At 61.4% G+C, this 23,438-nt stretch carries 30 protein-coding genes; 18 read left to right on the top strand and 12 right to left on the bottom strand.

Annotated elements, in window-relative coordinates:
- Nucleotides 1–75 precede the first annotated feature (75 nt).
- A complete protein-coding gene (locus B5526_RS38340; protein WP_172841950.1) occupies nucleotides 76–228 on the bottom strand; it encodes a hypothetical protein in 153 nt (50 codons plus the stop codon).
- 393 nt (nucleotides 229–621) lie between these two features.
- On the bottom strand, nucleotides 622–951 hold the full coding sequence (locus B5526_RS02285) for a hypothetical protein (RefSeq protein WP_154071090.1): 330 nt from the start codon (nucleotides 949–951) through the stop codon (nucleotides 622–624).
- Nucleotides 952–1,165: 214 nt separating this feature from the next.
- Between B5526_RS02285 and B5526_RS02275 the strand changes: the two genes are divergently transcribed.
- Nucleotides 1,166–1,450: a transposase gene (locus tag B5526_RS02275; protein WP_079536534.1), complete on the top strand. Its 285-nt coding sequence runs from the start codon at nucleotides 1,166–1,168 to the stop codon at nucleotides 1,448–1,450.
- Nucleotides 1,451–2,094: 644 nt separating this feature from the next.
- Nucleotides 2,095–3,012 (top strand): hypothetical protein, encoded by a 918-nt coding sequence (locus B5526_RS02270; RefSeq protein WP_154071089.1) that lies wholly within the window; start codon nucleotides 2,095–2,097, stop codon nucleotides 3,010–3,012.
- A gap of 182 nt (nucleotides 3,013–3,194) precedes the next feature.
- On the opposite strand, the gene B5526_RS37315 is transcribed toward B5526_RS02270, so the two are convergent.
- The 4 genes from B5526_RS37315 to B5526_RS02255 all read right to left on the bottom strand — a co-directional run bounded on the left by B5526_RS37315 (nucleotide 3,195) and on the right by B5526_RS02255 (nucleotide 5,772).
- Nucleotides 3,195–3,362 carry a hypothetical protein gene (locus B5526_RS37315; protein WP_154071088.1) on the bottom strand — a complete coding sequence of 56 codons (168 nt, stop codon included), beginning with the start codon at nucleotides 3,360–3,362 and terminating at the stop codon, nucleotides 3,195–3,197.
- Between the two features lie 110 nt (nucleotides 3,363–3,472).
- Nucleotides 3,473–4,105, bottom strand: coding sequence for a Vgb family protein (locus B5526_RS02265; RefSeq protein ID WP_079536531.1), 633 nt, complete (start codon nucleotides 4,103–4,105; stop codon nucleotides 3,473–3,475).
- A 43-nt stretch (nucleotides 4,106–4,148) separates the two neighbouring features.
- Complete coding sequence (locus tag B5526_RS02260) at nucleotides 4,149–5,369, bottom strand: helix-turn-helix domain-containing protein (RefSeq protein ID WP_079536530.1); 1,221 nt, start codon at nucleotides 5,367–5,369, stop codon at nucleotides 4,149–4,151.
- A gap of 106 nt (nucleotides 5,370–5,475) precedes the next feature.
- Entirely contained in the window at nucleotides 5,476–5,772 is a 297-nt protein-coding gene (locus B5526_RS02255) for a hypothetical protein (RefSeq protein ID WP_079536528.1), read from the bottom strand.
- A gap of 174 nt (nucleotides 5,773–5,946) precedes the next feature.
- Between B5526_RS02255 and B5526_RS02250 the strand changes: the two genes are divergently transcribed.
- Genes B5526_RS02250 through B5526_RS02240 form a run of 3 tightly spaced genes read left to right on the top strand, consistent with a single transcriptional unit; the run spans nucleotide 5,947 to nucleotide 7,867 of the window.
- Nucleotides 5,947–6,741 carry a DUF899 domain-containing protein gene (locus B5526_RS02250; protein WP_079536526.1) on the top strand — a complete coding sequence of 265 codons (795 nt, stop codon included), beginning with the start codon at nucleotides 5,947–5,949 and terminating at the stop codon, nucleotides 6,739–6,741.
- On the top strand, nucleotides 6,738–7,031 hold the full coding sequence (locus tag B5526_RS02245) for a hypothetical protein (protein ID WP_079536525.1): 294 nt from the start codon (nucleotides 6,738–6,740) through the stop codon (nucleotides 7,029–7,031). Before B5526_RS02250 ends, B5526_RS02245 begins: the two co-directional genes overlap by 4 nt.
- A gap of 53 nt (nucleotides 7,032–7,084) precedes the next feature.
- Nucleotides 7,085–7,867, top strand: coding sequence for a DUF899 domain-containing protein (locus B5526_RS02240; protein WP_079536523.1), 783 nt, complete (start codon nucleotides 7,085–7,087; stop codon nucleotides 7,865–7,867).
- Here B5526_RS02240 and B5526_RS02235 read toward each other — a convergent pair.
- A complete protein-coding gene (locus B5526_RS02235) occupies nucleotides 7,851–8,939 on the bottom strand; it encodes an adenylate/guanylate cyclase domain-containing protein (protein ID WP_079544631.1) in 1,089 nt (362 codons plus the stop codon). The genes B5526_RS02240 and B5526_RS02235 overlap by 17 nt on opposite strands.
- Nucleotides 8,940–9,036: 97 nt before the next feature.
- On the opposite strand from B5526_RS02235, the gene B5526_RS02230 reads away from it, so the two are divergent.
- The 8 genes from B5526_RS02230 to B5526_RS02190 all read left to right on the top strand — a co-directional run bounded on the left by B5526_RS02230 (nucleotide 9,037) and on the right by B5526_RS02190 (nucleotide 15,480).
- Nucleotides 9,037–9,480 (top strand): SRPBCC family protein, encoded by a 444-nt coding sequence (locus tag B5526_RS02230; protein ID WP_079544630.1) that lies wholly within the window; start codon nucleotides 9,037–9,039, stop codon nucleotides 9,478–9,480.
- A gap of 329 nt (nucleotides 9,481–9,809) precedes the next feature.
- Complete coding sequence (locus B5526_RS02220) at nucleotides 9,810–10,475, top strand: DUF429 domain-containing protein (protein ID WP_079536519.1); 666 nt, start codon at nucleotides 9,810–9,812, stop codon at nucleotides 10,473–10,475.
- A 722-nt stretch (nucleotides 10,476–11,197) separates the two neighbouring features.
- The gene (locus B5526_RS38760; RefSeq protein ID WP_244562176.1) at nucleotides 11,198–11,602 is read left to right on the top strand and encodes a hypothetical protein; all 405 of its coding nucleotides are present in this window, start codon (nucleotides 11,198–11,200) and stop codon (nucleotides 11,600–11,602) included.
- Nucleotide 11,603: 1 nt separating this feature from the next.
- Nucleotides 11,604–12,170: a type II toxin-antitoxin system VapC family toxin gene (locus tag B5526_RS02210; RefSeq protein WP_079536517.1), complete on the top strand. Its 567-nt coding sequence runs from the start codon at nucleotides 11,604–11,606 to the stop codon at nucleotides 12,168–12,170.
- Nucleotides 12,171–12,238: 68 nt separating this feature from the next.
- A complete protein-coding gene (locus tag B5526_RS02205) occupies nucleotides 12,239–12,589 on the top strand; it encodes a Lin0512 family protein (RefSeq protein ID WP_079536516.1) in 351 nt (116 codons plus the stop codon).
- A gap of 69 nt (nucleotides 12,590–12,658) precedes the next feature.
- The gene (locus B5526_RS02200) at nucleotides 12,659–13,996 is read left to right on the top strand and encodes an amidohydrolase (protein WP_079536514.1); all 1,338 of its coding nucleotides are present in this window, start codon (nucleotides 12,659–12,661) and stop codon (nucleotides 13,994–13,996) included.
- A 9-nt stretch (nucleotides 13,997–14,005) separates the two neighbouring features.
- Nucleotides 14,006–14,704, top strand: a complete 699-nt coding sequence (locus tag B5526_RS02195; protein WP_079536512.1) for a GNAT family N-acetyltransferase — start codon at nucleotides 14,006–14,008, stop codon at nucleotides 14,702–14,704.
- 71 nt (nucleotides 14,705–14,775) lie between these two features.
- Complete coding sequence (locus B5526_RS02190; protein WP_079536511.1) at nucleotides 14,776–15,480, top strand: glutathione S-transferase family protein; 705 nt, start codon at nucleotides 14,776–14,778, stop codon at nucleotides 15,478–15,480.
- On the opposite strand, the gene B5526_RS02185 is transcribed toward B5526_RS02190, so the two are convergent.
- The 3 genes from B5526_RS02185 to B5526_RS02175 are packed head-to-tail and all read right to left on the bottom strand — an operon-like array spanning nucleotide 15,398 to nucleotide 17,480.
- Nucleotides 15,398–16,663, bottom strand: a complete 1,266-nt coding sequence (locus tag B5526_RS02185; RefSeq protein WP_079536509.1) for an MFS transporter — start codon at nucleotides 16,661–16,663, stop codon at nucleotides 15,398–15,400. The genes B5526_RS02190 and B5526_RS02185 overlap by 83 nt on opposite strands.
- The gene (locus B5526_RS02180; protein ID WP_079536507.1) at nucleotides 16,660–17,001 is read right to left on the bottom strand and encodes a hypothetical protein; all 342 of its coding nucleotides are present in this window, start codon (nucleotides 16,999–17,001) and stop codon (nucleotides 16,660–16,662) included. Before B5526_RS02180 ends, B5526_RS02185 begins: the two co-directional genes overlap by 4 nt.
- Nucleotides 17,002–17,036: 35 nt before the next feature.
- Nucleotides 17,037–17,480, bottom strand: a complete 444-nt coding sequence (locus B5526_RS02175; protein ID WP_079536506.1) for a MarR family winged helix-turn-helix transcriptional regulator — start codon at nucleotides 17,478–17,480, stop codon at nucleotides 17,037–17,039.
- Nucleotides 17,481–17,718: 238 nt separating this feature from the next.
- Between B5526_RS02175 and B5526_RS02170 the strand changes: the two genes are divergently transcribed.
- Nucleotides 17,719–18,090, top strand: coding sequence for an ArsC family reductase (locus B5526_RS02170; protein WP_079544628.1), 372 nt, complete (start codon nucleotides 17,719–17,721; stop codon nucleotides 18,088–18,090).
- On the opposite strand, the gene B5526_RS02165 is transcribed toward B5526_RS02170, so the two are convergent.
- Together B5526_RS02165 and B5526_RS02160 are read right to left on the bottom strand one after the other, a co-directional pair.
- Complete coding sequence (locus B5526_RS02165) at nucleotides 18,087–18,710, bottom strand: hypothetical protein (protein WP_079536504.1); 624 nt, start codon at nucleotides 18,708–18,710, stop codon at nucleotides 18,087–18,089. The two genes, B5526_RS02170 and B5526_RS02165, sit on opposite strands and share 4 nt — an antisense overlap.
- A 7-nt stretch (nucleotides 18,711–18,717) precedes the next feature.
- A complete protein-coding gene (locus tag B5526_RS02160; RefSeq protein ID WP_079536502.1) occupies nucleotides 18,718–19,359 on the bottom strand; it encodes a PAS domain-containing protein in 642 nt (213 codons plus the stop codon).
- A 377-nt stretch (nucleotides 19,360–19,736) separates the two neighbouring features.
- On the opposite strand from B5526_RS02160, the gene B5526_RS02155 reads away from it, so the two are divergent.
- The 4 genes from B5526_RS02155 (at nucleotide 19,737) to B5526_RS02140 (ending at nucleotide 23,438) form a co-directional block, all read left to right on the top strand.
- Complete coding sequence (locus B5526_RS02155; RefSeq protein ID WP_079536500.1) at nucleotides 19,737–20,492, top strand: ABC transporter ATP-binding protein; 756 nt, start codon at nucleotides 19,737–19,739, stop codon at nucleotides 20,490–20,492.
- Nucleotides 20,493–20,499: 7 nt separating this feature from the next.
- On the top strand, nucleotides 20,500–21,237 hold the full coding sequence (locus B5526_RS02150) for an ABC transporter ATP-binding protein (protein WP_433994679.1): 738 nt from the start codon (nucleotides 20,500–20,502) through the stop codon (nucleotides 21,235–21,237).
- Nucleotides 21,238–21,271: 34 nt separating this feature from the next.
- Nucleotides 21,272–22,495 (top strand): ABC transporter substrate-binding protein, encoded by a 1,224-nt coding sequence (locus tag B5526_RS02145; RefSeq protein WP_079536497.1) that lies wholly within the window; start codon nucleotides 21,272–21,274, stop codon nucleotides 22,493–22,495.
- Between the two features lie 79 nt (nucleotides 22,496–22,574).
- Nucleotides 22,575–23,438, top strand: a complete 864-nt coding sequence (locus tag B5526_RS02140; RefSeq protein ID WP_079536495.1) for a branched-chain amino acid ABC transporter permease — start codon at nucleotides 22,575–22,577, stop codon at nucleotides 23,436–23,438.

Here is a 23,438-nt window from a genome sequence, read left to right as displayed (position 1 = left end):
GGCGCTCTCCACGGCGCGAGAGTTTGGAGGCGGCACCCCTGACCGTTTGGACGGCTTCGCGGCGATCAGATGGGTTTAGTGGCAGTCCGTGCGCGGAATCATCCACGTTGAAAACGTCTGCCAGACGCCGTCACCGAGATGCCGCTGATAGGAGATGAAGTCGGCATCGTCGCCGTGCACGAGTTGATAGCGATGATATTTGGTGAACGCTTCGGTTTGCTTGGTCATCGGATTTCTCCTTTAACGGCCATTACTATTCAGCTAGTAGCCGCGTGGCACCGATCAATGGAATGACCATGATCATATAGTCACTTTGTCGAGAGGCGAGCCCCGGTGACCGGGCGGAGGCCAAGCGCATGACCTTGCGCACAGCGAAGCGCCACTAGACATTCTCATTCCGGCATTGATGAAGCTGCGCGAGTGCAACGATAGTCTTAAAGCTCTCGTGCTCGTCGACTCGTTGCCTGATATCATCTTGCCTGCGCTCGCTTATGCCGCCTCACAGAAAACGTACGTCCCGGTTGTCGCGGTCAAGACAGTCGTGAAGTACTGCGGCCCAGATTTCCTGGCCCGCACGTTGGGCCGCGAACGGGCTCGCAACTTGCGGTCGCGCTACGCTGCCTAACGTCTGTGAGTACGGAGATACTTGCCGTAAAGCGAACGTCCGTACTTCAGCGGACCAGCGGAGTCAGCGGCCTCCCATTCAGCGTAGTTTCTGGTCTTTGTTCCATCGTAGCCGACGCAAGCTCCAAATCCGCGACGGAAATCAAATTCGGCTCTGCCAAGGTCTCCGTCATTAATCGCGATGCGCATTGTGTTCCTGCCCTGGATCTCTCCCGCTCCGTCGATCAAGCACCACTTGATGTTCGATTGCACGCTCGTGTCATCGCGAGCTTCGGAGTTCGAAATCAACGTCAGAGTGATGGAAAGGGCAAATAAAAATGTCTTCACCGAACAACCCCCATTCATTGCGATTTAAAAGGCATTATTTACCTGGGGTTGTATCTGAGTCCAGCGAATTTTGCGGTTCATCCCAGCAAGCGCAAGCACAAGGGAACGGGCGGCGTCGACAAAGAGGCCGTCTATTCGCTGGTTGAGCGCAATGGGCGGGTTCGCTCTCACCACGTTCCAAAGGTTAACGCTGCCAACTTGGCCCCAATTTTAGATGCCCAACTTCACGGCCCGACCGTTGTTTACACGGACGAAGGCGCAACCTCGAAGGGCCTTTGGTCGCCTTTATGAGAAGCACGAATCCGTCAATCACAGCATCGGTGAACACGTGCGCGGCGACGTGTACACGAATACGATTGAAGGCTTCTTCTCGATAATGAAACGGGGAATCAACGGCACCTATCACCACGTCAGTCAGAAGCACTTGAAGCGCTACCTCGAAGAATTCGATTTTCGGTATAATGAGCGCATGGCTCTGGGGGTGGGGGATGCGGAGTGAATGTCCAAATCAATTTCTGGCATCGTCGGCAAGCGGCTGACTTATAAATAACCTCACTGCCGCAGGCACTTCTTACAAGTCTAACTGGATTCTGAAGAACCGTAGGCGGCGCCGCAAGAGTGGTATCTAGGGTGGGGGGATAGGACTATCTGATAGTGTAGATGACGGCCTTCCACAGCCCTATGCGAAAAACGCTCCCCCGCGTTGACACGGGAGAGCGTTTCGGTCTAGATAGACGGGAACCAGCAACTTAACGTCGAAAAGTGTTCCACCACTTCAGACGCCAGTTAAGGTCCTAGTGCAGAGTCGTTGTCCTCTCAACACTAGGTATGGTCACGAGGCTAGAGAATGCCGTCGCGCGCGTACCGCGTGAAACGTAGCACAAGCCCGCTCTCCATTCAAGAGGACGCCCTCTAACACGAGGTGCGTAATGTCGAACGTGCAACGGTGGAGGCGTCCGAAAGACGTCTTTATCAAGCACTTTCCCGTTAAGAAGCCTGCCTTTTTTCGCCGTCTCTAATCGACGACAGGCCTCAAGGGTACCGTTGAAAAGCTAGCGTGATGCGGCTTTAGGCGGTGACAACATTGCAAAACGGTGCGGGTAACACCCCGCACCGCCTCTCCAACGGAATGGGAGATTAACCATGACTATTGTATTGAAAAAGCCCGGAGCGGACGCATGGACATCAGGCTCTGGTGCATTTGATTTGCCCGATCCCACAGTATTGCCTCCCGCACCACCGCTATCGAAGCCTAAGCCCATCAAATTGCCAACAGCAAAAGCATCAATGGCAAAACTCGTGAAAAAACCGGCCAAGCGCCCAAAAGAGCAATCGTCGATTGCATTTCCGTACATGGATTTGGATACGGCAATCACTGTTGCCCGTGCTTTCGTTGAAAACGGAGGGGGCGCACGCACGCGGGATCAACTCGCTGGCGCATTAAGCCAATCTCCGCTCAGCGGTGCGTTCATTATGAAACTAAGTGCCGCTCGGCAATTTGGATTGGTCGATTATGTTGACGGGAAATTCAAGCTAACTGACCTTGGGTTCTCTATTGTTGACAAGAATGAGTTGCGCGCGAAACCCGCGAGGGTGCAAGCTTTTCTCAGCGTCGAACTATATCGAAAAATCTATGAGGACTTCAAAGGCAAGCAGCTGCCCCCGCGACCTCATGGACTGGAGCAGACGTTTGTACAGATGGGCGTCACTCAAAAGCAAAAGACAAACGCCCGGCTCGCCTTTGACAAATCCGCGCGACAGGCGGGGTTTTCAACTCTTGATCCAGATAGGCTGATTGAACCTATGCTGGGAGGACCGGGCACTAGTGCTGCCACCGTGGTCTCCCCCATCAAAAGGCCAGCCTCTTTTGCCGGTGGTGGAGGGCCTTCTCTTGATCCTTTGATCGTGGGTTTACTCGATCGGCTTCCCCCACCGGGCGAAAGTTGGTCGATAGAAAAGCGGAAAAAGTGGCTGCTGACGTTCGAAGCAAATCTGGAAATGATTTACCCAGCCGAAGAACGTAATGCAGACGATCTTAGCGCGCCTAAGCAAGACGACTAAGCAAAAAGCCCGGCTCACTTGCTGGGCTTTTTTATTGGCTTGCGCGTCGTCGGTTTCGAAGCGGGCCTATGCTTCGGTCCACTTTTGACCGCCGCGCCCACGGCGCGTTCAAACCGCTCCCAGCCGTCCGGTCTTAGCTCGATATCAGGCTCGGGCCTCTGTTTTTTGCGAACGCTTCGGCGTCAAGTTTTGCCCTTCCACCACCAACTGCGGGCTACTCGCTCCGTTTGCTCTTCAATTGCTTCTGGCGTCCTGTCACGACCATTGCGGCTGAAGGTCAATACTCGCCCCATCATGGCGAAAAGGGTTTCCTGCGCCACCTTGTGATGCTCTTCCGAAAATTCTGACATTCGCGCCTCCTTGATTCCCGCACAAGTATAACACGACCGGAAGCCCGCAATCCCCCGCCGCGCAATCAAAACCACGGGTAGGCGATACTATGTTAAAGGGATAATTCCCCTCACTTGGGCCGGCGGACGGCTCGTACCTTTCCGCTGCTTCCGCCTCCGCAGAAGAACCGGTCGCCGCCATCGGACTCGAGCCCCGACACGCCCACGCCAGGCGGCATCTCTATTTTCTCCAGGACCTCTCCCGTCTGAGGATCCAATCGCCTCACTTCGCTCTCTTCACCTTCCCAGGTGCCGTGCCAGAGCTCGCCGTCGACCCAGGTGACCCCGGTAACGAAGCGGTTGGACTCGATGGTGCGAAGGATCGCTCCTGTCTGCGGATCGATTTGATGGATCTTGCGGTCCCGATGCTGCCCCACCCAGAGCGTCCCTTCGGCCCAGGCGAGGCCGGAGTCACCGCCGCCGCCGGGCGCCGGGATCGTGGCGAGCACACGGCCGGTCTTCGGATCGATCTTCTGGATGCGATTCTCGGCGATCTGATACAAATGCTGGCCGTCGAAGGCCGTTCCGGCATGCGCGGCGACATCGATCGAGCGCACCGTCTTGCCGCTTTCCGGATCGAGCGCGTTCAGCCTGTCGCCGGACGCAAGCCAGACGTGATGACCGTCATAGGTGACCCCATTGACGCGCTCGGAACCCGGAAAGGGTCCATACTCCCTGATAATTTCGGCCGCTGATCTTTTCATGCTTCACTCCTCATTGCTCGTCATCGCTAGGCGGGCTTGCATCCTAGCCACTCGGTAGCGGAGCCGGGAGTAACAAGGTCGTCGTGAATCCTCCGACCGGCGGGGTCATCCAGCGACGAGCTCGCCCGAGACCAAACGACTGCACCTTGGCGGTTGCCGCAAGCTGGTCGAGTGCGCGCTGCACGGTGCGCTGGCTGGCTCCAAGCGCAAGCGCGAGCGCCGAGCTCGACCACGATTCGCCGTCGGCGAGGAAGGCGAGCACCGCCGCATGTTGCTCTTCGACGGGCCGCGCCAGCACCACGACCTCGCTGGCGCGGCGCGGCACCAGCACAAACCCGCGGCTCGTCGCGCTCACGCCGGCCAGCGTCCGAATCGCCGTGCGAAGGCGCCCGACTTCGACCCGCAGCCGCGCGCGATGCGATTCATCGGCGTGCTTCCCCCGGAATGCCAGTGCGACCAGTGTCGCCCGCGGCACGTCTTGCGGCCACGCTTCGCCCAGCGCGCGTGCGAGCGCGAACAACACCGGACGCCTTGCGAGCGAGACCACGGCGCGTGGATCACGCACGAGGTGACGACAGGCGTCGACGACGAGAGCTTTCGACGCCTGCAACGCCTCGACGTCCTCGAGCAGGAGCAGGCGCTCGTTGCCACTCTCGATCAGGCGCGCCGCAGGCGTGTTCAGCAAGAGTGACGCGCTTTCGACTTCCGCCGCCAGCGCGGGGATACAAGCGAGGCGCGCGGCGTGCTTGGCCCGAGCGAGCGCCGCGCGCGCCGTCTCGGTCCGCAGGCGTCGCATCGCTACTCCCGCTACCACCAGCTCGTGGGCGGCTCTCGACGCGGGCGGGAAGGGCGCGGGGTCGAGCTCGGCAAGCGCACGCTCGGCCTCGTCGAGGCGCCCAATCAGGAGCAGGCGCCGGATTTCGAGATACCGCGCATGCGCGGCGTTCACCAAGTCGCCGTGCGCATCGAGCGTTGCCCGCGCCGCCTCGAGCGCCTTCGCGGGCCAGCCCAGGTCGCGCGAGGCGAGCGCGATCTCGGCCTCGGCGACGACACACCTCGCACGCGCCACGGCCTCTCTCGGACCGAAGCCGCGCGCCGCCCTTCGTAACAGAGTCTTGGCGCGGACGAGATCGCCGAGCTGCGCCATCGCGATGCCTCGAAGCGCCAGCGCAGGCGCGTCGTCGCGGAGCGCGACCCGCTTCAATGCCCCGAGCGGATCACCGGCGGCGAGGGCCTGCGCTGCGGCAGTGATCAGCGAGTCCATCGGAATCCCGGCACACTAGTAACTCCCATCGCTTCGATTTCCGGCGCCAAATTTGTCGCGTGATCAATAACCACCCGTCGCGTCGGGAACTATTGGATACCCGAAGCTAGGAGACAAGAGCGATGACGAAGCACATGACCGGGACACGTGAAGACTCGTCGTATGGCAGAGGAAGAAGCAGCTCGATCCCGGTATAGTCGTCCATCTTGCGCAAGGGCATGGGCGCGGCCTCGGCGTACAAGCGTGCGCCTTGTCCGAAGAGACGATCGGGATCCTCGGAGACGCACGGGCCGCGGAAGCTGAAATCCCAACCGGGTCCGGAACGGCTCTGGGTGATATAGCGGAACGAGGCGGCGTCGATAGTGAACTCGTAGCCGCCGAAGCGCATCCAATTGTCCGGCATAGGGCCTTCTCCTCATCTGCGAATCCATTGGAATCCCGACACACTTGTAACTCCCACCGTCCGATACCCCGGTGCCAAGTTAGCTCATGACCAACAACGAGCGACCGGCAGCGATGGAGCAGCACTTCAGCCCGAAGGCCGGGGAACTCGTCCAATTCGGAGGTTGCAACGACCATGACTAAATCACCTGAGAACGACCGGAAAGTCGGACAGCTCGCCATGCACACGCCGCCGATCGTTTCGCCGCAAGCGTGGGAGGCTGCGCGCCAGCAGCTGCTCGTGAAGGAGAAGGCCCAGATGCGGGCCCATGACGCGCTGGCCGCCGAACGCCGGCGGATGCCGTGGATGGCCGTGGAGAAGGCGTATGCGTTCGAGGGGCCGACGGGCACGGCGAGCCTGCTCGAGCTGTTCGAAGGCCGGCGTCAACTGATCATCTACCGCGCCTTCTTCGAACCCGGGGTGTTCGGCTGGCCCGAACATGCCTGCCGCGGCTGCTCGCTTGGGGCCGATCAGGTCGCCCACCTCGCCCATCTGAACGTCCGCGACACCACACTCGCGTACGCCTCGCGCGCACCGCAGGGGGACATCGCGCGCCTGAAGGCGCGGATGGGCTGGAAGATGCCCTGGTACACCATCACCGACAGCTTCGATGCCGACTTCGGCGTGGATGAGTGGCACGGCCATAATGTGTTCTTCCGCGACGGCGAGCGCGTGTTTCGCACCTACCTCATCAACAGCCGCGGCGACGAGGCGATGGGGACCATTTGGAGCTACCTCGACGCGACACCGCTCGGCCGCCAGGAGATTTGGGAAGACTCGCCGCAGGGCTACCCCCAGAGCCCGCCCTACAAATGGTGGAACTGGCACGACAATTACGCCGCCGAGGCCGCGCCCGACCCGAAATGGGTCGAGGTCTCGGACGCCGGAGAGGCCGCCTTCCGCAACCTCGACGCGGGCGCCAAGCCATGACCGGGGCCTATCACGCCAACTCGACCGGCGGTGCGAGCCGTGATGACGAGGGCGTCGCGGCCGCGCTCGGCATAGCCAAATGGCTATGTCTTGCGGCTACACCGACCTTCGCAATCATGGCGCTGATGACGGGTGTTCTCGGCGCCGGCCCGATGGATATGCTGTGCTCGGCCGGGCATGGGTCTCCGCTGAGCGGCATGGTCCCGATGTACATGCTGATGAGCGCCTTCCATTCAGCGCCTTGGCTTAGGCTGATCTCGAGCCGGCGAAGCGATGCCCAACGGTCTTGATCCCACTTTCACCTATTCGAACAGTGCCAAACCTTCCCAACGGAGAGAGAACGATGACGACACACATGACCGGGACACGTGAAGAGTGGCTGGCGGCGCGGCTCGAACTGCTCGAAGCCGAGAAGGAGCTGACGCGGCGCAGCGACGAGCTGGCGCGGCGACGGCAGGCGTTGCCGTGGGTCCGCCTCGACAAGGAGTATCGCTTCGAGAGCGATGAAGGGAGCGCCTCGCTCAAAGACCTCTTCAGAGGACGCTCGCAACTCCTCGTCTACCACTTCATGTTCGGGCCCGACTACAAGGCGGGATGCCCGTCCTGCTCGGCGATCGCCGACGGGTTCGACGGCTTCGCCGTCCATCTGGCGAACCACGACGTCACGCTGTCGGCGGTGTCGCAGGCGCCGCTTGCGAAGCTGCAGGAGTATAAGCGGCGCATGGGTTGGACGTTTCCCTGGGCGTCCTCGCTCGGCGGCGACTTCAACTTCGACTTCAACGTCTCGGTCACCAAGGAGCAACAGCGCGAGGGAGGTGTCGAATATAATTACGAACGCGGCGGCCATGTGCTGGACGCGAAGCCGGAAGCGGTCCCGGAGCCCGTTGTCCAATTCGCGGCCACGTGCGGAACCGACGTTGCCACGTACAGGCGCGAGCGGCCCGGCATGAGCGCCTTCGTGCACGAGGACGGCGTCGTCTACCACGCCTATTCCACGTATGCGCGCGGACTGGACGGCCTGTGGGGCATGTACCAGTGGCTCGACCGCGCGCCCAAGGGGCGCAACGAGGGGGGAATCTGGTGGCGCCGCCACGACGAGTACGCTCAGGTCAATCGGGCAAGGTGAAGACTGCGCACGGAGACGCGATGCCGCGCAGTTCATGCGTGCCGAGTGCGATCAGCGGCGTTTGCGTCTCGGCGGCGAGGGCGCCTGACACGAGCACGGTCTTCCCAAGCGGCCGGCATAATCCCTCCAGCCGGCTGACCAGATTGACCGCGGGGCCGATCGCGGTGAAATCCAGGCGATCGGCGGCGCCGATATTGCCCCACAGCATCTCGCCGAGATGCAGCGCGGCGCCGAAGGGCAGAGGAGGCAGTCCTTGCCGATGTCGCTCCTGATCCAGATGCGTCATCCCGACACGCGCGGCGGACACCGCACGCAGCGCGTTATCACAAGCGCCGCGCGGCGCCTCTCCGACGACCGGGAAGATCGCCAGCACGCCGTCGCCGATAAATTTCAGCACTTCGCCGCCGAAGGCGTGCACGGAGCCTGCGATACGATCGAACCAGGCGCCGAGCGCCGAGATCACCACCGCGGGAGGATGGTTTTCAGACAGCGCCGTGAAGCCGCGCAAATCAGCATAGAGCAGCGCCGCCTGGATGGTCTCGCCGACATCGCGTCGCAAGGGAGCCGCCAGCACCCGCGCCGCGCTGCGCCGGCCGAGATAGGCTTCGAGCGTCGCCGTCAAGGTGGCGCGCGCGGCGAGAACCGCAAGCGGTGCCGCGGCGAAGCGCGCCGCCTGTCGCAGTTCATCGGTCTCCTCACGCGTGAACGGGCGCGGCCCGATCCAACTGAGCAACGGCCCGTCCGGCCGTGGCCCGACAATGTCCTCGCGCACGAGTCCGTCAGCTATTCCGGCGAGCCAGCGCCGACCGGCGTCGTTCGAGGGATTTTGCTCGCGCGCTCCGAGTCCTGCTGGCGCAAATCCCAGCGCCTCGATGACCTCGCCGCCTTCGGCGCGCCACAGAAACGTGCGCCGGGCGATCAGCGGGTGCGGAACTGCAAGCGTCAAGGCGCCGCCTGCGAGCGGCAGACCATCCTCAAGAAGATGCGCGCCGAGTTCCGCCAGCAGCCGGTCGGCGCCCGGCGTTTCGCCGGCGGCATCGACGAGCCAGGTGAGCGTCGAGGAAAGCTGCATGGCTTGATTATGATGTTGACGCACCATCCTTGTCACGAGCTATCCTGTGACAAGGGGCTTTCGCGCCATCCGCGCGCTCTCAGCCAAGGAGGCATCGATGACTGAACCGCTCGTGGTCCGACGCGAGATCCAGATCGCAGCCCCGCCTGCCACGGTTTTCGCCTTCCTGACCGATCCGGAAAATATCGTGAGCTGGATGGGCACCGAGGCTGATATGGAGGCGCATCCGGGCGGGCTCTATCTCCTCAAAGGCGTCGGCGCCCGTGCCAGCACGGCGCGCGGGGCGTTCCGGGAGGTGGTGCCGATCCACCGCCTCGCCTACAGTTTTGGTTGGGAGGGGCGCGAAGAGGTGCCGCCGGGATCGAGCCTGGTCGAGATCGATCTTGTCGACCGCGACGGCGGCACGTTTCTGCGCATGACCCATAGCGGCCTTCCGAACGAGACGGAGTGCGCCAGCCACGCCAAGGGTTGGGCGCATTATTTAGGCCGGCTGGCGATCGCGGCGGCGGGCCAAGATCCCGGCATCGATCGCGGTCTTTAGAATCTCCGCCACCACTCAGCATGACGGTGACCGCACTGTCACCATAACTCCGTACTCCCGCATCAGGATGGCGTGGGCGGAGTTGCTCGCCGTGGGTTTCATGGAGGTTCCCTATGCGCTTGGCTTCTTCAGGCGGTGGTGGTGAGCTACGAGGAGTGGGAGCGGCTATCGGCTGTTCCGACTTTCGGTCGTCTGCTCATGGCGGCGCCCTTGACGACGGAGGATTTACCCGGTCGTAACAAATCACCTTCGCGGAAATCAAGCCGCTAACGTGCCGGTGTATCTCGTCGATCGTTCGACGCTGGAACAATTCGCGTGTGAGTAAGAGAGTGGCACACTATCTCGGGCTTGACGGATTTCGCGGTGGCTGGGTCGCGGCCTGGATCGATGATCAAGGCAACCACGGCTTCGATTATTCATCCGACTTGAGCAGGCTTCTCGCGACGCCGTACCGGCGGGCGATGATCGACATGCCGATCGGCCTGAAGATGTCCGGCCACCGAAGCTGCGACATCAGCGCCCGCGAAATGGTCGGCGCCTCCGTCTTCCTCGGTGCTCGCCGAAACCTCTGGGAGTTTGCAGACCAAGCTTCTGCCAACCGATATTACTGGGAGCATGAAGGCCGGGGAATGGGCGTTTCCTGCCAGCTCTGGAATATCAGAGACAAGATCAAGGAAGTCGACGATTTTATCACGCCGGATCGTCAGGCGACCATCTGCGAGGCACATCCGGAGTTGATCTTCCGGAAGCTTGGCAATCAGCTTCGCCTGCACGGAAAGAAGTTGGAGCGTGGCCGCGATCAACGCATCAAGCTCCTCGCCGACCAGGGTTTTGTCAGACTCTCAAAATGGCTGGCGCAACGCTACGGCACGGGGATCGGACGCGACGATCTGATCGACGCCTGTGCCTGCGCGGTTGCGGCTCGCGACAGCACTGCACGTCTCGGCGGCGCTGAAGTCGATCCGCGGGGATTGCGGATGGAGATCAATTACTAACGCCAGCGATGGGCTGTTATGCGCAAACTGCCCGACGGGCAAATCAGCAAATTCCTGTCCAGCCCCGATTGAAAAAATATTCCGCTTAACCCGTCGGGCAAATCACCTCTAAGAATCCGCCCGTCTCGCCCGCAAGAGGGGCGGCTCGCGATCGTCACGGACGTGGGGCGGGATGCGGTGGACGCGGCAGCGTCAGCGCGCCAATGGAAATCGCAGGGCTTGTCCTTCGGACTTGTGAGCGGTGATCCGGCGCGCAGACGAACGATGTTGTTGCGGACGGTGAAGTCGTGTGGTCCTGACGCCCCGACGCTGGCGTCAAGTTTTGCGGAGGCAAGTCGCGGCCCAACCGGGCCGGGCTCGCCGCCAATCCGCAAGGCGACGGTGGCAAAAGAGCCCGGTCACCGGGGAGAGCACGAAGCAGCCGTTAAAACCATTGCGCAGGGAAAGCCGGACTGGACCGGTGAACCTGTGGTGCCTACCCACGTGCTTTCTACCTTTGCACGTGGGGCCGCGGGTGCATCGGACACCCGGCTTTCCCTGCGCCCTCTTTCTTTGGGAGGGACAAAGTTCAGGCATAACCCGGGCGCCACGCGTCGCGGGAATGAACGCGCATATGTGCTCAGCTGTTTCGAAAAATCGCGCCACCAACGATGTTACCAGGGTCGCCGGCGCCTTTTGCAATGTTCACCATGACCGTATTGAAAGTGGGGCCGTAACAGTGTATGTCAGACGAAATCGAATTTTGTCGAACAGTAGGGATTACTATGGCAAAGACAGGGAGCAAATCTGCGCCGCGTGGCCCCGAGTGGTCGGCAGAGAGCGCCGCGGGTCGGACAAAATCCGATCAGCGCCGTGCGAAGACAGGCCAATTTGTCATCAGCAGGGCGCGGTTCGAGGCGGTGATGCAGGCGGCGGAGCAATCTGGCCTTCTGAGCGAGAAAAGTGGCCGGATCGGCGGCAGGGTGAGCCCAGCGTTGGTCAAGCAAGCCAAGAGGCAGACCGGGATCGAGACCGACACGGATCTGATCGAGTTTGCGCTCGCGACAGTCGCGCTTGAGGACACCTTCGCAGAGACGTTCAAGCGGTCTCGAGGCAAGGCCGATCCAGAATTGAAGCTCGGCTTTTGAGGTGGCGGAGTTCGATTTCGGCGCAGCGCGACGCTGGGCGCGGTTCGATCAGCAAAAGACGCTGGCACGGCGAGGCGACGAAGAGCTTCCATTCGTCAAGGCGCGCCTGATCGGCGGGCAGGGCCTTTTGCTCGACACATGCGTCTATATCGACCAAATGCAAGATCGTTCGCCGCGGGTATTGGACGACCTGATCGCGCAGCGACAGGTTAACCATTCGACCGTCGCGATCCAGGAGTTGATGCACACGGTCGGCATACTGAGCCCCTCGGATCCGCGAACGGCGGGTGCAATTACTGCGATCGGCCGGCAGATCAAGGCTATGCCGCCACATCGGATCTTTGCACCCGACGTTGAGGCTCTTGGAAGAGCGGCGCTGTTATCGGGAATACTATGCCGTCTCCAAGGATACGGGAAAGACGGTAAGCTGCGCGCTCTTCAGGACTGTGTGCTGTTCCTGCAGGCGCAGAAGCTCGGGTTGGTTGTGCTGACCGCGAATGTGGGTGACTACGACATCCTGCTCCAACTCATCCCGACGGGGCGGGCGCTGTTCTATCGCCGCAAATGAGGCCGGCGCAGCATGACGCAAATCCTCAGAGATTGATACGATCCACCCAAACAATGACAGGAAACCCGATGGCACGCGTGCGCTGTATTACTGAAATGGGCATGGGCGTCGACGTTCACGGACGCGATGCCACCAAGGCCGCGAGACGCGCGGTCTCGGATGCGATCCGGCACTCGAGCATCGGGTTCTTCCGGATGGTGGGCAAGACCTCGCGCGATATGTTCGTCGATGTCACGATCGGCGTGCCGGATCCCGGCGCGGTCGACACCGCAGCGGTCGCGACCGAATTGCCGTATGGAACGGTGACGGTGACCGCGGTCAAGGGCGGGCTCGAAATTCCGGCCGAGCAGGGCAGCGATTCCATCATCATTACCAACGCTGCCGTGATTGTGTCGCTCGACGACGGCAAGCCCGGCTAGACACTTTTAGCTGTGTCGTCCAAGCTATCCGCGTTCAACCACAAAACGCCATCAGGGAGCGTCGTTGCCATGAACCGATTCACAAAATGCCTGCTGGCTTCCGCCGCTCTTTGCGCGGCCACCATCTTGCCTGTTCGCGCGGAGATCGATGTTGCCTCGCTCAAGGCCGCGATCGAAAAATCGGTCGAGGCCGACTATCCAAAGCTCGACGCGCTCTACAAGGACATCCACGCCCATCCCGAGATCGCCTTTCAGGAAGAGAAAACCGCAAGCAAGCTCGCCAGTGAGATGCGCGCGCTCGGTTTTGACGTTACCGAGAAAGTCGGCAAGACCGGCCTGGTCGCCATTTACAAAAATGGTGACGGTCCGACCATCATGGTGCGCACCGAACTCGACGCGCTGCCGATGGAGGAAAAAACCGGTCTTCCCTATGCGAGCCACGACAAGACCATCTGGCAGGGGCACGAGACGTTTGTCGCCCATAGCTGCGGCCACGACATCCATATGGCAAGCTGGGTCGGAACGGCGAAGACATTGGTCGGCCTGAAGGACAAATGGCAGGGCACGCTGATGTTCATCGCCCAGCCCGCCGAAGAGACGGTGTCCGGCGCCAAGGCGATGCTGGCCGACGGCCTGTTCACGCGATTCAAAAAGCCTGATTTTGGCTTTGCCCTGCATGACGGCGCGTTCGGCTATGGATACATCAGCTATCGCGTCGGCATCGGCTCGTCCAATTCAGACAGCCTCGAGATAAAATTCCGCGGCCGCGGCGGTCACGGCGCGGCGCCGCAGCTGACCATCGATCCCGTGATGATCGCGGCGCGCTTCGTCGTCGATCTGCAAAGCGTGATCAGCCGCGAAAAGGACCCGACTGAATTCGGCGTGGTCTCGATCGGCGCGATTCAGGGCGGCACCGCCGAGAACATCATTCCCGACGACGTGCTGCTGCGTGGAACCATCCGCACCTTCAAGCCGCAGGTGCGCGCAAAGATGCTGGCGGGGATCGAGCGGACGGCGAAGGCTGCCGCCGCGATGTCGGATGCGCCGGCGCCCGAGATCAAGATCACCGAGGGCGCGAAAGCCGTGGTCAACGATCCCGCTGTTGTCGCGACCGCCGAGAAGGTGCTCAAAACAGCGTTCGGCGACAAGTTCAAGCCATCGCCGCCGGGCACGCCGAGCGAGGATTATTCCGAATTCATCAACGCAGGCGTGCCCTCGATGTTCTTCAACATCGGCGTCTACGAGCCGGAGCGCGTCGCTGCGGCAGCCAACGGAACCGGCCCGCAACTGTCGTCCAATCATTCGCCGCTGTTCGCCCCGGTGCCGAAGCCGACCATCGAAACCGGCGTCGAGGCGATGACGCTCGCCGTGTTGAGTGCGTTCGATCAGCATGCAAGGGGCAAATGAAGCGCTGCCATGTCCGCTCCCGGTACCTCGACCCATCCGCTGGATCATCCGATCTGGAATGCCTTGATGTCCCGGCAGCACGCCCTTGCGGAAGGCGGCGCGCGGGCGCGGCGTTATCCTCCGGCGATCGGGCCATTCGCGGCGATAGCCGACATGTCGGCGCAGAGTTTTGCCGCGCTCGGCGCGCTGATGTCACCGTCCGAGGTAGCCGTGCTGTTTACGCCCGAGCCGGTGACCCCGACGGAAGAGTTCAAGATTCTGCTCGCCGAAACCGGAGAGCAGATGATTGGAACGCCCGCGGAAAGCTCGATCGCCGGCGTCGACATCGTCACGCTCGGCGCCGCCGACGTCCCCGCGATGCTGGAACTGACAAAACTCACAAATCCCGGTCCGTTTGCGGCGCGAACGCATGAACTGGGGACGTTTCTGGGCATCCGGGTCGACGGGCAGCTCGTCGCGATGATCGGCGAACGGATGAAGCCCGCCAACTACACGGAAATCACCGCCGTCTGCGTCCATCCATCGCATCGCGGCTGCGGCTACGCGCAAGTTCTGCTTGGCGCTATCTCAAGACAGATTTTGGCGCGAAGCGAAATTCCATTCCTGCACGTGTTTTCGAACAACAGCTCGGCCATTGCGCTGTACCGGCGCCAGGGGATGCAAATCCGCAGGCGTCTGCACGTCACGGCGTTGCAAAGGCTGACGTGATGCCGGCCTTGCCACCTCACTCCATGCCCGTACATTAGCCGCGTCAACTACGAAGCAAAGAACGAGTTGCGATGACCGACCTTTCCGCCTTTCCGATTACAAAGCGCTGGCCCGCGGAATATCCTGATCGGCTGCAGCTCTATTCACTGCCGACGCCGAACGGCGTCAAGGTTTCGATCATGCTGGAGGAGATCGCGCTGCCGTACGAGGCCCATCTCGTCGATTTCGGCAAGGACGACCAGAAGACGCCGGAATTTCTGTCGCTCAACCCGAATGGCAAGATCCCGGCGATCATCGATCCGAACGGGCCGGGCGCAAAGCCGCTCGGACTGTTCGAGTCGGGCGCGATCCTGCAATATCTCGCCGAGAAAACCGGAAAGCTTTTCCCCGACGATGCGGCGCGCCGGTACGAGACCATCCAGTGGCTGCACTTCCAGATGGGCGGCATCGGGCCGATGTTCGGCCAGGTCGGGTTCTTCCATAAATTCGCCGGCAAGGAGATTGCCGACAAGCGGCCGCTCGAGCGCTATGTCGCGGAGTCAAAACGCCTGCTTGGGGTGATCGAGACGCGCCTGGACGGGCGGCAGTGGATCATGGACGACGAGTATACGATTGCCGACATTTCGATGCTCGGCTGGGTGCGCAATCTGATCGGCTTCTACGGCGCGCGCGAGCTCGTCGAGTTCGATGGTTTCAAGAGCGTCCCGGCCTGGCTCGCGCGTGGCCTGGCGCGGCCTGCGGTACAGCGCGGGTTAGAGATTCCGAAGCGGTCCTGAGGTAGCGAATGCCGACGATGGCGGCGGCAAAGCCGGAAGCGGCGCCGAGGCCAAGCGCCCAGCGCGGCCCGAAGCGATCGGCCACGAGGCCTACGATCGGCGCGCCGATCGGCGTACAGCCGAGCGCGATGGCGAGACGGATCGCCATCACGCGCCCACGCATCATCGGCTCGGTGGAGAGTTGCATCAGGCTGTTGGTCGAGTTGGTCAGCGTCAAAGCCGACACGCCGATGATGACGAGCGCGATACCGAAGAACCAGGCATTGGGCGCGATCGCGGCCAAAGTGCAGCCGAGCCCGAAAATCGCCGACCCTGTCACGAGCAGCGCGAAGCGGGGCTTTTCCCGCCCGGCGGCGAGTAGCGCGCCGGCGATCGTGCCGATCGCCATCACCGACGTCAACAACCCGTACTGGCTTGCGCCGGCATGAAAGACCTTGACCGACATCGTCGAAATAAAGATCTGGAAGTTCAGCCCGAACGTTGCGATCAGGAACAGCATGAAGCAAATGGCCCGGAGGTCGGGCCGTCCCCAGACATAGCGGAAGCCATCGACGAGGCTGCCGGGGGTTCGAAAGGCCCGCTCCTGGACATGAAGCTCATTGACGCGAAGCAGCGCCAGCGAAGAGAGCACGGCGACGAACGAGGCCCCGTTGATCAGGAACACCCAACCCGAATCGACGGAAGCAATCAGGGTGCCGGCAATGGCCGGACCGATCATCCGCGCGGCGTTGAAGGAGGTGGAATTCAGCGCCACCGCATTCGACAGGTCGGCCTCTCCAACGAGCTCCGAGACAAAGGTGTGACGCGCCGGCGAGTCGAACGCGGTCACGCAGCCGAACAGGAACGCGAACGCGTAGACATGCCACAACTGGACGAGTCCGCTAATGGTCAGGATGCCGAGCCCGAAGGCAAGCGCGCCCATCGCCGCCTGCGTGCCGATCAGGAGTTTGCGGCGGTCGAGATGGTCGGCCGCAAAGCCGGTCAGGGGCAGCAGCAACAGATGCGGTCCGAACTGCAGCGCCATCACGATGCCCATGGCGGTCGCATTGTTGTGGGTCAGTTGGGTGAGCACGAGCCAGCCCTGGGCGATGCGCTGCATCCAGGTCCCGACATTGGACACCAGCGCGCCGCACGCCCACACCCGATAATTGAAGCCGCTCAGCGAACGAAAAGTATTTTTCACCGGACCGCCTGCCTGTCGTCAGGAAAGTTGCCGCCGTTGAATCTTCCGAACCGGCGCGCCAGCAGGACGCCGGCGAGGAGAATGCCGATCCCCAAGACAACGACATCCTCGTTGGAATGCAGATCGAAGTTTCCGACGCGGCAGATGAGCCAATAGCCGACCGCGAGATTGAAGAAGCCCCAGAGGACGTTGACTGTTGAAGATGAGGGACCTTCGCCGCGCGGCGTCGCAAACGGGCTTTGAAACACACGCCCCATCACGCCGCTGACAAAATGCGGGATCGCGTTGGTGAGAAAGGCGCCGGCAAAAAAATAGGAGATGTCGTGAAGAAAGTTCATCGTCAGGCACCCTCGTCTCGCGCGCGGCGCGACATTCAAGATTCCGCCAGGCGCTTGATCAGCGCGGCCGCGGACATCAGCGTCGCTTGTTCGGCCGGATCGAGCTTCGCCATCGCAGCCAGCAGCCATTCGCGTTTGGCGATATTGCGCTGTCGTCTCGCCTCGCTTCCCGCCGCGGTCAGCCCGAACAGGACTTGCCGGCCATCGGTCGGATGCGGCCGGCGCCGGACCAATCCCTGCTGCTCGAGATCCGAAAGCGTCGTGCCCATCGACTGGGGTTTGACGAACTCGGAGCGGGCGAGGTCCGCTGTCGTCATCCAGCCCACCTTGTCGAGCCGGGCGAGCGTCGTGATCTGCGACCAGCTCAATTCACCCGGATTAGCTTCTGTGCGCAGGCGACGCACCAGCTGCCCGATCGCCAATGAAAGCTCAGAGGCGGCTGTTTCCGTCGGGTTTGGAGCTTCGGCGACGTCGTTCATGCCACCAAGATAGCATCAACAGGAAAACTTGCAAGTTTAGACTGGCAAGTTTTCCTGTTCATATTCAAGGTTCGCCCTGTTTGGCCGGGTATTTGCCGGACGGAGATCGACACAGAATTCCTAGAATCGCGGACGCTGCAGCGTGGCCGGGATGCATCCACATCACGTCAACGCACAGTCTGGCGTGGTGCCGTTTGCATGGCTAACCTCGCGCCGCAAATTCGCGCGAGGATCAGCTTTGCCCATCACCATCTACGGCATCAAGAACTGCGACACCATGAAGAAGGCGCGCGCCTGGCTCGACAGCCACGGCATCGCCTACGGCTTTCATGATTACAAGAGCGAAGGCATCGCAAAGGACAAATTGAAAGACTGGAGCGACGAACTCGGCTGGGAAACCCTGCTCAATCGCGCGGGCACGACGTTCCGCAAATTGCCCGATGGCGAGAAGGAAGGCTTGAACGAGCGCAAGGCGCTCGCCTTGATGTTGGCGCAGCCGTCGATGATCAAACGTCCGGTGCTCGATCTCGGCGGCAAATTGCTGGTCGGCTTCAAGCCGGAAATCTACGCCAAGGAGGTGGCGCCGTCGGGCGCGGCGCGGAAACGCTAGCTCACTTCGATAATGTCTTCCGAGGCACGAACGTGCGTGGAGCTGCGAACGATGTCTTGATCGATGACGGCCCTGACGACGATCGCCGGTACAGCTCTCGGCCTGATTGCCATCAGGTTCCTGATCTTGAAGTGGCCCTCGATGCTGATCGCTTTATAGGAGCCGACGATCTGCTCGACGCTACCGGCGCTGCCGAACGGCAGCAGCAAGCGCTCGTACTGAACGTCCTTGCCATCGGCGTCCTGCACCATGGAGATCGAATAGGTCGGCCGCTTTCGCGCCAAGCAGGTGCGGTACAAGGTGACGACGCGTTCGTATCGTTCCGGACCGATCGCGTCGTCGAGATAACGGTTGGTCCGCTTGTCGGGATCGATGTGTTCGTTGCCGTAGGTCGTGGTCAGTCTGGCGCCTTCCTGGGTGATCAGGAAGCGGGCGTCGCAGCCTTCGCCGATGACGTCAAATCCCATCATGTCCGCCAGCTCGTCCGCGATGCATTCCGGCCGGTAATCGCCGAGCACGGGCAGGGTGCGCGATTTGACCAGCGCGCGCAGCCAGGTGTTGAGCAGATCGCGTTGTCTGATGGATCGGACCACCGAGGGGTTGGCGCTCGAAAACTCCATCTGAGCTTTAACTGAATTCGATCACGTCGCCGGCCGGAATGCGGCCGGGGGCGCGGTGGAACAGGTCGCGATCGATCACCGCGCGAAGCTTTGGCGTCGGCAACGAGTCATTCCCCCGCATCAAATTCTTGATCTCGAAGCCGCCGTCTTCGCTGATGGTCTTCAGCGAGGCGATCACATGGGTAATTTGGCCGGCATTTTGGCCGCCTTCCGAGAACGGCAGCAATAGCCGCTCATAGTCGACGATCCGCCCGTAGATGTCATCGAACTTGGCGATCGTGTAGACCGGCAGCGCGCGCTTTAAGCATTGATGGTAGACGGGCATCACGATCGGCGCGAGTCGCGGCCCGACATATTCGTCGAGGTAGCGGCCCTTGCCGGTATTGCCATAGGCGGTTGCCATCCGTGTGCCGTCGCTCTGGATCGTCAGGCGTGGCGGCGCTTGCGCGCTATCGACGATATAATAGACGAGGTCGGAAAGTTCTTCCGCGAGCCGTTCGGGCTGGTATTCCTCGATGCGCGGCGGTAACTGCTCCCGGGCATAAAGCCGCAGCCAGGTATTCAACAGATCCCGCTGCTTGATCGATTTGACCACCGATGGGTTGGCGCTCTCGAATTCCACGGCCAGCAATCCGTTTTCAATACACATGAAGCAAAACACCGAACCATCGACCTTAGGGGGAAATTTTTGATGAAAGCGAGCCACCGCGTCGAAATACCGTTAATGGTGGCTTTCCCGGATCAGGGTGGCCCTTCCGGGCGCACCGAAACCGGCGGCCGAAAGGCCTCGGGCGACCCATCGCTAAGGTCCTCACGCCATTCGATTAATGGCGAATCCGCGCAGGCCGGCGCATGCCCAGCTTTCCGCCTTGCCTAAGCCGGCCCGTTGACGGCATATTCGCGCCCGGAGGCGGGCGGTTCGGGACGGAATTTCTAAAAAGGACGTCTCACGAGAACCTTCCGGTTAGGAAATAATTAGCCACGTGCGAAACGCTCTTCGCGGCGATGGTGATGGGGGAAATTTGATTGGCCGATGAGTTCATCCTCGAAACCCACGGATTGACCAAGGAGTTCGCAGGCTTCTTTGCCGTTCGCGATGTCGATCTCAGGGTCCGCCGTGGCAGTATCCATGCGTTGATCGGGCCGAACGGGGCCGGCAAGACCACCTGCTTCAATCTGTTGACGAAGTTCCTAAAGCCGTCGGCCGGCAAGATCCTGTACAAGGGACAGGATATCACGGCGCTGGCGCCGGCCGACGTCGCGCGTCTTGGGCTGGTGCGCTCGTTCCAGATTTCGGCGGTGTTTCCGCATCTGACCGCGCTTGAAAATGTCAGGGTCGCGTTGCAGCGCCAGCACGGGCATTCCTTCGATTTCTGGCGTTCCAAGTCGGTGCTCGACCGCTTCAACGGCCGCGCCCATGAATTGCTCGACGATGTCGGCTTGAGCGAATTTGCCAAGACGCCGGCGGTCGAGATGCCCTATGGGCGCAAGCGCGCGCTGGAAATCGCAACCACCTTGGCGCTCGATCCGGAGATGATGCTGCTCGACGAGCCGATGGCCGGCATGGGCCATGAAGACATCGACAAGATCGCCGCGCTGATCAAGCGCATCTCCGCGAAATACACGATCCTGATGGTCGAACATAATCTGAGCGTGGTCGCCAATCTCTCCGACATCATCACTGTGCTGACGCGCGGTCACGTACTGGCGGAAGGCCATTATACCGACCTGACCAAGGACGAGCGCGTCAAGGAAGCCTATCTGGGGGCGGGTCATGCCTGAACTGACCATGACCGAAACCGCCACGAAGCCCACATCGACAGCTGGTGCTGCGGTGCTGACGGTGCAAAATCTCGAGGCCTGGTACGGCGAGTCACACATCCTTCACGGCATCGATTTCAACGTCAACGCCGGCGAAGTCGTCACCCTGCTCGGACGCAACGGCGCCGGCAAGACGACGACGCTGAAATCGGTGATGGGTATTATCGCCAAGCGCACCGGCTCGATCCGGTTCGGCGGGCAGGAGATTATCCGCACCTCCTCGGACCGCATCGCGCGGATGGGCATCGCCTTTTGCCCGGAGGAGCGCGGCATTTTCGCCAGCCTCGATGTCCGCGAAAACCTCCTGTTGCCGCCGATCGTGCGCCCGGGCGGGCTGTCGCTGGACCAGATTTTCGATCTGTTTCCCAATCTGAAAGAGCGGCTCAACAGCCAGGGCACCAAATTGTCGGGCGGCGAGCAGCAGATGCTGGCGATCGCGCGGATCCTGCGGACCGGCGCGCGGTTTCTGATGTTGGACGAGCCGACCGAAGGGCTTGCGCCCGTCATCATTCAGCAGATCGGCCACACCATCGCGCGGCTGAAGAAAGAAGGCTTTACCATCCTTCTGGTCGAACAGAATTTCCGCTTCGCCTCGACGGTCGCTGACCGCTACTACATCGTCGAGCATGGCAAGATCATCGATGGCTTTGCCAATTCGGAGCTATCGGCCAACATGGACAAGCTTCACACCTATCTCGGTGTCTGAAGAACAACGAGAAGAATCCGAAGAGGAAACCAATATGAAAACTAACATTGCCGCATCATTGTTACTCAGCAGCGCGCTGATCCTTGCCTCGGCAAGTTTCGCGGCCGCGCAGGACAAAACCGTCAAGATCGGCGCGCTCTCCGATCAATCCGGGCTTTACGCCGACCTCGCCGGCCCGGGCTCGACGCTGGCTGCCCAGATGGCGGCCGAGGATTCCGGTCTGACCGCCAAGGGCTGGAAGATCGACGTCATCTCCGGCGATCACCAGAACAAGCCCGACATCGGCACCGCGATTGCGCGGCAGTGGTTCGACGTCGACAAGGTCGACGTCATCGTCGACGTGCCGAACTCGGGTGTCGCGCTTGCCGTCAACAACATCATCAAGGAGAAGAACGGCGTCTACATCAACTCGGGCGCCGCGACCTCCGATCTCACCAACGCGCAGTGCTCGCCGAACACCGTGCACTGGACCTACGACACCTACATGCTCGCCCATGCCACCGGGCAGGCTCTGGTGAAGGCCGGCGGCGATACCTGGTTCTTCCTCACCGCCGACTACGCCTTCGGCGCCGCGCTCGAGCGCGACACCACCGCGGTCATCCTGGCCAATGGCGGCAAGGTGGTCGGCGGCGTCAAGCATCCCCTGAATACTTCTGACTTCTCCTCGTTCCTGCTGCAGGCGCAGTCGTCGAAGGCCAAGATCATCGGTCTTGCCAATGCCGGCGGCGATACCACGAACTCGATCAAGCAGGCGGCCGAATTCGGCATCGTCAAGGGCGGCCAAAAGCTCGCGGCGCTTCTCTTGTTCATCACCGACGTCAAGGCGATCGGACTGGAGACCGCGCAAGGCCTGAACTTCACCGAGACCTTTTATTGGGACCTCAACGACAAAACCCGGGAATTTTCCAAGAAGTTCGCCGCGCGCATGAAGAACGGCGCGCCGCCGTCCATGGTGCAAGCCGGCGTCTATGCCGGGCTGATCCACTATTTCAAGGCGCTCGACGCGCTCGGTGGCAATCCGCACGATGGCGCCAAGGTCGTGGAGAAAATGAAGTCGATTCCGACCGACGATCCCCTGTTCGGCAAGGGCGAGATCGAGCCCAACGGCCGCACCATCCATTCGGCCTACCTGTTCGAGGTGAAGAAGCCCTCGGAATCCAAGGCGCCCTGGGATTTTTACAAGCTGGTCGGAACCGTTCCCGGCGACCAGGCCTTCACGCCGCTTTCGGAAAGCAAGTGCCCGCTGCTGAAGAAGTAACTGCGTTGGCCCGCCGGCCTTGCGCCGGTGGGCTCCGTTTCCGTGTTACCATTTGATTTTGGTTGCGAAAGATCGATCGATGCAGGCTCTCTACGCACAGCTTCTGGTGGGACTGATCAACGGCTCGTTCTACGCGCTGCTCAGTCTCGGGCTTGCCGTGATCTTCGGCATGCTCAACATCATCAATTTCGCTCACGGCGCGCTCTACATGATGGGCGCGTTCTGCGCCTATTTCCTCTTGAACGTCGCGGGCATCGGATATTGGCCGGCGCTGATCCTGGCGCCGATCGTGGTCGGCATTTTCGGAATGATCCTGGAACGGACCATGCTGCAATGGCTGGCCGGCCTCGATCATCTCTACGGGCTGCTGCTGACATTCGGGCTGGCGCTGATCATCCAGGGCGTGTTCCAGAATTACTTCGGCTCATCGGGCTTGCCTTACGCGATCCCCGACGAGCTGAAAGGCGGCATGAATCTCGGCTTCATGTACCTGCCGATCTATCGTGGCTGGGTGGTGATCTTCTCGCTCATCGTCTGTCTTGGAACCTGGTACTTGATCGAACGGACGCGGCTTGGCGCTTACCTTCGCGCCGCCACCGAAAACCCGACGCTGGTGCGCGCCTTCGGCATCAACGTGCCGCGCATGATCACGCTGACTTACGGGCTTGGCGTCGGTCTCGCGGCGCTCGCCGGCGTATTGTCGGCGCCGATCAATCAGGTGCGGCCGCTGATGGGCGAAAATGTCATCATCGTGGTGTTCGCGGTGGTGGTGATCGGCGGCATGGGTTCGATCATGGGATCGATCGTCACCGGCTTCGCGCTCGGCGTGATCGAGGGACTGACCAAGTACTTCTATCCGGAGGCCTCCAACACCGTGGTATTCGTCCTGATGGTGCTGGTGTTGCTGGTGAAGCCTACAGGACTTACCGGACGGGCGGCTTGA

Origin of the sequence: Bradyrhizobium lablabi (assembly GCF_900141755.1) — a bacterium.
GTDB lineage: Bacteria > Pseudomonadota > Alphaproteobacteria > Rhizobiales > Xanthobacteraceae > Bradyrhizobium > Bradyrhizobium lablabi_A.
This window is presented reverse-complemented; position numbering and strand designations above follow the sequence as displayed.

What these genes read in the sequence shown, in the direction of transcription:
- B5526_RS38340 (WP_172841950.1), bottom strand. Translation starts at nt 228, where the DNA reads ATGACCAAGCAAACCGAAGCGTTCACCAAATATCATCGCTATCAACTC.
- B5526_RS02275 (WP_079536534.1), top strand. Translation starts at nt 1,166, where the DNA reads ATGCCCAACTTCACGGCCCGACCGTTGTTTACACGGACGAAGGCGCAA.
- B5526_RS02270 (WP_154071089.1), top strand. Translation starts at nt 2,095, where the DNA reads ATGACTATTGTATTGAAAAAGCCCGGAGCGGACGCATGGACATCAGGC.
- B5526_RS37315 (WP_154071088.1), bottom strand. Translation starts at nt 3,362, where the DNA reads ATGTCAGAATTTTCGGAAGAGCATCACAAGGTGGCGCAGGAAACCCTT.
- B5526_RS02265 (WP_079536531.1), bottom strand. Translation starts at nt 4,105, where the DNA reads ATGAAAAGATCAGCGGCCGAAATTATCAGGGAGTATGGACCCTTTCCG.
- B5526_RS02260 (WP_079536530.1), bottom strand. Translation starts at nt 5,369, where the DNA reads ATGGACTCGCTGATCACTGCCGCAGCGCAGGCCCTCGCCGCCGGTGAT.
- B5526_RS02255 (WP_079536528.1), bottom strand. Translation starts at nt 5,772, where the DNA reads ATGCCGGACAATTGGATGCGCTTCGGCGGCTACGAGTTCACTATCGAC.
- B5526_RS02250 (WP_079536526.1), top strand. Translation starts at nt 5,947, where the DNA reads ATGACTAAATCACCTGAGAACGACCGGAAAGTCGGACAGCTCGCCATG.
- B5526_RS02245 (WP_079536525.1), top strand. Translation starts at nt 6,738, where the DNA reads ATGACCGGGGCCTATCACGCCAACTCGACCGGCGGTGCGAGCCGTGAT.
- B5526_RS02240 (WP_079536523.1), top strand. Translation starts at nt 7,085, where the DNA reads ATGACGACACACATGACCGGGACACGTGAAGAGTGGCTGGCGGCGCGG.
- B5526_RS02235 (WP_079544631.1), bottom strand. Translation starts at nt 8,939, where the DNA reads ATGCAGCTTTCCTCGACGCTCACCTGGCTCGTCGATGCCGCCGGCGAA.
- B5526_RS02230 (WP_079544630.1), top strand. Translation starts at nt 9,037, where the DNA reads ATGACTGAACCGCTCGTGGTCCGACGCGAGATCCAGATCGCAGCCCCG.
- B5526_RS38760 (WP_244562176.1), top strand. Translation starts at nt 11,198, where the DNA reads ATGTCAGACGAAATCGAATTTTGTCGAACAGTAGGGATTACTATGGCA.
- B5526_RS02205 (WP_079536516.1), top strand. Translation starts at nt 12,239, where the DNA reads ATGGCACGCGTGCGCTGTATTACTGAAATGGGCATGGGCGTCGACGTT.
- B5526_RS02200 (WP_079536514.1), top strand. Translation starts at nt 12,659, where the DNA reads ATGAACCGATTCACAAAATGCCTGCTGGCTTCCGCCGCTCTTTGCGCG.
- B5526_RS02195 (WP_079536512.1), top strand. Translation starts at nt 14,006, where the DNA reads ATGTCCGCTCCCGGTACCTCGACCCATCCGCTGGATCATCCGATCTGG.
- B5526_RS02190 (WP_079536511.1), top strand. Translation starts at nt 14,776, where the DNA reads ATGACCGACCTTTCCGCCTTTCCGATTACAAAGCGCTGGCCCGCGGAA.
- B5526_RS02180 (WP_079536507.1), bottom strand. Translation starts at nt 17,001, where the DNA reads ATGAACTTTCTTCACGACATCTCCTATTTTTTTGCCGGCGCCTTTCTC.
- B5526_RS02175 (WP_079536506.1), bottom strand. Translation starts at nt 17,480, where the DNA reads ATGAACGACGTCGCCGAAGCTCCAAACCCGACGGAAACAGCCGCCTCT.
- B5526_RS02165 (WP_079536504.1), bottom strand. Translation starts at nt 18,710, where the DNA reads ATGGAGTTTTCGAGCGCCAACCCCTCGGTGGTCCGATCCATCAGACAA.
- B5526_RS02160 (WP_079536502.1), bottom strand. Translation starts at nt 19,359, where the DNA reads ATGTGTATTGAAAACGGATTGCTGGCCGTGGAATTCGAGAGCGCCAAC.
- B5526_RS02150 (WP_433994679.1), top strand. Translation starts at nt 20,500, where the DNA reads ATGACCGAAACCGCCACGAAGCCCACATCGACAGCTGGTGCTGCGGTG.
- B5526_RS02145 (WP_079536497.1), top strand. Translation starts at nt 21,272, where the DNA reads ATGAAAACTAACATTGCCGCATCATTGTTACTCAGCAGCGCGCTGATC.
- B5526_RS02140 (WP_079536495.1), top strand. Translation starts at nt 22,575, where the DNA reads ATGCAGGCTCTCTACGCACAGCTTCTGGTGGGACTGATCAACGGCTCG.